Below are 5,169 nucleotides of genomic sequence, written 5' to 3' on the forward strand. Positions count from 1 at the left end.
CAATACATCAGTATCTGGTAATTCTAAAGCTGCTGAATCTTTATCTTTTTTTACAAGGTTTCCACAAGCGGTTAGTATCAAAAGCCACAATAAAAATGTATTTTTGAACCTGGATAAAAAAGCCATCATTTGAATTTAGAATTTTTTATAGCAAAACGCCTTATTAAGGGTAAGGAGCATAAAATTAGTATATCCGCGCCAATAATAAAAATTGCCATTGTCGCAATTGCACTAGGGATCATAATGATGCTAATTGCTATTGCCACAGGGGTAGGCCTAAAACATAAGATCAGGGAGAAGGTTGCTGCTTTCAATGGCCATATCCAAATCTATAATTACGATAATAATGTTTCTGATGTTTCCGTGGTTCCGGTATCCGTGAATCAGGAATTTTATCCGGAATTTGCATCTGTGGATGGAATTTCACACATCCAGGCAGTTGCCAGTAAGGCTGGGATTATAAGGACCGAGGATACTTTTGAAGGAATTATTGCCAAAGGAGTTGGGAAAGATTATAACTGGGAAGTATTTAGTGAATATATAGAGGAGGGACGACTGCCGGACTTTAAAGGCGAGCTGAATACCGAAGTGTTAATGTCGTCTTTAATGGCGAGAAGGCTTCAATTGAAAGTTGGTGATGAATTTTTTACATTTTTTTTAAAGGATGAGGACCCATCCCAGACGCCTAATCAAAGAAAATTTAAGATTGTTGGAATCTATAATAGCGGATTTGAAGAGTTTGATGCCAAGTATGTTTTTACAGATATCCGCCACATTCAAAGAGTAAATAAATGGCGGGAAGACCAGGTAGGTAATTTTGAAATTTTCCTCTTAAACTTTGAAGACATAGATACTAAAACAAAAGAAATTTACGGTAAAACACTTAGTGACCTGGATACCCAAAATATAAAGAATAAGTATTACAAAATTTTTGAATGGATAGGTTTGTTTGATTTTAATATCGCACTTATCATAGGCATTATGATCATAGTTGGCGGGATAAATATGATCACAGCTCTTTTGGTGTTAATTTTGGAAAGAACACAGATGATAGGAATTCTTAAGGCACTGGGTTCGGCAAATTGGAGTATTCGTAAAGTGTTTTTATATAACGCTACCTATCTGATAACTATTGGTTTGCTTTGGGGCAACCTGATTGGACTTGGGATTATCTGGTTTCAGGGGAGATATCGGATTTTCAAATTTCCTAATCCCAAAGAGTATTATATAGACTATATTCCGGTACATATAGATTTCCCCACAGTTTTAATTTTAAATCTTGGCGTACTTATACTATGTCTCCTGATGCTTTTAATACCGTCTTATATTATTACAAAGATCACCCCGGTAAAAGCTATTAAATTTGAATAAAAAAGACAGTTTATTACTTTCATATAACGGGCGGCTGTATCTATGAACTAACTTAGAATTATATGAATCCTCAACGATTCCTGAAACGAATTGCCGAAATCTACTTCTTGAAAATACTATCTTTACATTGTCTATGAAATACGCCAAAAATATCCTTGAAACCATTGGAAATACCCCATTGGTTAAAATAAATAAATTAACAGCAGAATTACCATGCCTGGTTTTGGCTAAATATGAAACATTTAATCCCGGAAATTCTGTAAAAGACCGGATGGCCGTTCAAATGGTTGAAGATGCAGAAGCTGAAGGGAAATTAAAGCCGGGAGGAACCATAATCGAAGGGACTTCTGGTAATACAGGAATGGGGTTAGCGCTTGTTGCCGTTGTAAAAGGGTATAAAATGATCTGTGTGATCAGCGATAAACAATCCAAGGAAAAAGTAGATATTCTTAGAGCAATGGGTAGCGAAGTTTATGTATGTCCAACAGATGTGGCCCCCGAAGATCCCCAAAGTTATTATTCTACCGCCAGAAGACTATCAGAAGAGATTCCTAATTCATGGTATGTAAACCAGTATGATAACCCTTCCAATACGAAAGCCCACTTTTTGACTACCGGGCCGGAGATCTGGGAGCAGACTAATGGTAAAGTAACCCATTTTGTAGTTGGCGTGGGTACCGGAGGAACAATTTCCGGAGTGGGTACATTTTTAAAGTCAAAAAATCCCAATATTAAAATTTGGGGTGTAGATACTTATGGCTCAGTTTTTAAAAAATATCACGAAACAGGCATATTTGATCAAAATGAGATATACCCTTATATAACTGAAGGTATCGGTGAAGATATTTTGCCAAAAAATGTAAATTTTGATATCATAGATGGATTTACCAAAGTAACAGATAAAGATGCGGCTGTATATACGCAGCGACTGGCAAAAGAAGAAGGGATGTTTCTTGGTAATTCTGCAGGTGCTGCAATTAAAGGCGTTTTACAGCTAAAGGAAAAATTTAATGAAGATGATGTAGTCGTGGTTCTTTTTCACGATCATGGCAGCAGATACGTGGGTAAAATTTATAACAATGACTGGATGAAAGAACAAGGCTTTTTAGATGAATGATTTTAATTTAACAACATATGAATTTTAGAAGATTATCAAGCGTACTATTATTTTTCTTTTTTTGTGTTCAATTATCCGCCCAGAAACTTTCAAAAGTTGAAAGAAAATTGGTTAAAACTATTGAAGTCAATAATCCTGAAGCTATAGATTTTTTGGAAAAGGTTGTCAATATTAACAGCGGTACTTTAAATGCAAAAGGGATAAAGGAAGTAGGAATGGTTTTTAAGGATGCCTTTGAAAACATCAATTTTAATACGCAATGGATAGAGATGCCCCGGGAAATGAACAGGGGCGGTCACCTGTTTGCGGAAACTGAAGGCAAAAAAGGCAAGAAACTTTTACTGATTGGCCATCTTGATACCGTATTTGAAGAAAATAGTCCTTTTCAGGAATTCACGAGAGTCAATGACAGTATTGCGCATGCACCCGGTGGTAATGATATGAAAGGTGGTGATGTAATTGTCCTATATGCCTTGAAGGCTTTGCACGCTAATGGATTGCTGAACGATGCCCGGATAATAGTGGCATTTACAGGTGATGAGGAAAGCACTGGAAAACCCCTGGAAATAAGTAGAAAAGATTTGATTGATGCGGCAAAAAGAAGCGATATTGCACTCGGGTTTGAGACTTCTACAGGGTTTAATTATGCTACAGTAGCCAGGCGAGGGTCATCCGGATGGGAGCTTGAGGTTGAAGGAAAGCGAGCCCATAGCTCAGGTATTTTTAATGAGCGGGTCGGGGCCGGAGCAATATTTGAAATGTCGAGAATATTAAATGCATTTTATGAAGAGGTTCGAGGTGCACAATACCTCACTTTTAACCCCGGGATATTAATGGGAGGTACTTTTGTTGACTATGATACTTCTACAGGCAAGGGGGAGGTCTTCGGGAAAAGTAATGTGGTCTCACAAACCGCCATGGTAAAAGGAGGCTTGCGTTTTATTTCTGAAGAACAAAAGGAAGAGGCGAGGAATCAGATGAGGGAAATTGTTGCTAATAATCTACCTCAGACATCGGCAACAATAAGTTTTACCGATAGCTATCCGGCAATGGTACCCACGGAAGGAAATAACAGGCTCTTAGCAGAGCTAAACCAGGTAAGCCTTGATTTAGATCAGGGAGAGGTAATTGGCTATGATCCGGGTAAAAGGGGCGCTGCAGATACTTCTTTTGTAGCTGAATATGTTGATTGTCTTGATGGTTTGGGCACTATGGGAAGCGGAGCCCACACGCCTGAAGAGACCGTAAATTTGAACACTATTGAAGATCTGACAAAGAGAACGGCAGTACTTATTTATAGATTGATCAATCAATAGCACATGGTAAATCTTAGCTCAGGAAAAGCAAAAGCCAGAATAGAGGAAGGAGAATTAATAAGTTACAGGCTAAACGACTTTGAATATATTCATCAAAAAGGGAGTCCGGGATGGCGCAATTCAGATACTGAAATGTTTCCTGTAATCGGACCTACTGCTGAAGCCGGATTTCGTGTTCATGTACCAAAGGGGAATGCCATTCAGGATCAGCACGGATTGTTGCGAGAATTGGATTACGAGCTTCTTTCGAGTACCGAAACAACGGCTCAATATGTAAAATCTTATAAGGCCGGTACTGTTATCAATAATTCCAAATTTCCCGATAAATCTATTGCCCAGTTGCTTATCTGGCCCTTTAGTTTTGAATTTTACAAAAATTTTGAACTCTCCGATAAAACTCTCGAAATTAGCTTCAGGATTTCCGGCGAAAAAGATATGCCCTTTATGCTGGGGTATCATCCTGCATTTAAACTATATACAGACAATCCTGTCGTAATTGCAGAAGATCAGACAATTTCATTAGATTCTGTCGTTAAAGCGGGGAGCAAGGCACTGGAAGTGGCTGATTGCCAAAGTGTTATTTTAAGAGATGAAAAAGAGCTGATCATAAAAACTAAAGGTTTTGGCCATTTTATGTTGTGGACAGAGGTCCCAAATATGATATGCATTGAGCCGATAACCTTCTACCCTTATGCCGTAGAACAAATGCAGTTGCATGACGGATTTGACTACTTAACTGATGAAGATCGAAATTTTAAAGTCACTTTAATTCCATAATTTAATAACCTATTTAATAAGAATCTGTATTAATCCAAATAATCTTAAAAAATGAGAGTACTGTTAGAGCGTCATTACGGTTATCTTTTTGAACCGGAATTGTTAGATGAGATAGAAGCTACTGGAAAATGTAAACTCATAAAACAAGGTGAGCGTTTATTGGATATTGGCCAGGACATAACTGTTATGCCTTTAATTTTTAGTGGCGCAATAAAAATACTTCGCGAAGATGACGACGGTGATGAATTGTTACTTTATTTTATTGAGAAAGGCGATACCTGTGCCATGACATTCTCCTGTTGCCTCGGGAACGGAAAAAGTGAGATAAGAGCGATTGCCGAATCAGATACAGAGTTATTGATGATTCCAATAGAAAAAATGGATGAGTGGATGGTGAAATACCAAAGCTGGAGAGAGTTTATTTTGGATAGTTACCATACCAGAATGTCGGAATTGCTGGAAACGATAGATACTTTGGCATTTATGAAGATGGATGAGCGCATAATGAAGTATCTTAAAGACAGAGCAATGGTAACCAATGATGATATTATATATTCCACACATCAGGATGTGGCCCGTGATTTACAT

The 5,169-nt window shown here is 37.8% G+C and carries 5 protein-coding genes; all 5 read left to right on the forward strand.

Translation table 11 applies throughout. The features are described 5' to 3' along the window. Positions 1-129 precede the first annotated feature (129 nt). Complete coding sequence (locus tag WBN20_RS03775) at positions 130-1,371, forward strand: ABC transporter permease (RefSeq protein ID WP_424280753.1); 1,242 nt, start codon at positions 130-132, stop codon at positions 1,369-1,371. Positions 1,372-1,504: 133 nt separating this feature from the next. Beyond that, a complete protein-coding gene (locus WBN20_RS03780) occupies positions 1,505-2,488 on the forward strand; it encodes a PLP-dependent cysteine synthase family protein (protein WP_424274054.1) in 984 nt (327 codons plus the stop codon). Positions 2,489-2,505: 17 nt separating this feature from the next. Beyond that, a complete protein-coding gene (locus WBN20_RS03785; RefSeq protein ID WP_424280754.1) occupies positions 2,506-3,804 on the forward strand; it encodes a M20/M25/M40 family metallo-hydrolase in 1,299 nt (432 codons plus the stop codon). Between the two features lie 3 nt (positions 3,805-3,807). Beyond that, positions 3,808-4,581 carry an aldose 1-epimerase gene (locus tag WBN20_RS03790; RefSeq protein WP_424280755.1) on the forward strand — a complete coding sequence of 258 codons (774 nt, stop codon included), beginning with the start codon at positions 3,808-3,810 and terminating at the stop codon, positions 4,579-4,581. A gap of 51 nt (positions 4,582-4,632) precedes the next feature. After that, positions 4,633-5,169, forward strand: a 537-nt coding sequence (locus WBN20_RS03795) for a Crp/Fnr family transcriptional regulator (protein ID WP_424280756.1), incomplete at its 3' end; no start/stop codon positions are given.

It is taken from the genome of Eudoraea sp., assembly GCF_049665975.1.
GTDB lineage: Bacteria > Bacteroidota > Bacteroidia > Flavobacteriales > Flavobacteriaceae > Eudoraea.

Excerpts from the sequence above, each read along its gene's own strand:
- WBN20_RS03780 (WP_424274054.1), top strand. The coding sequence starts at position 1,505 with ATGAAATACGCCAAAAATATCCTTGAAACCATTGGAAATACCCCATTG.
- WBN20_RS03785 (WP_424280754.1), top strand. The coding sequence starts at position 2,506 with ATGAATTTTAGAAGATTATCAAGCGTACTATTATTTTTCTTTTTTTGT.
- WBN20_RS03790 (WP_424280755.1), top strand. The coding sequence starts at position 3,808 with ATGGTAAATCTTAGCTCAGGAAAAGCAAAAGCCAGAATAGAGGAAGGA.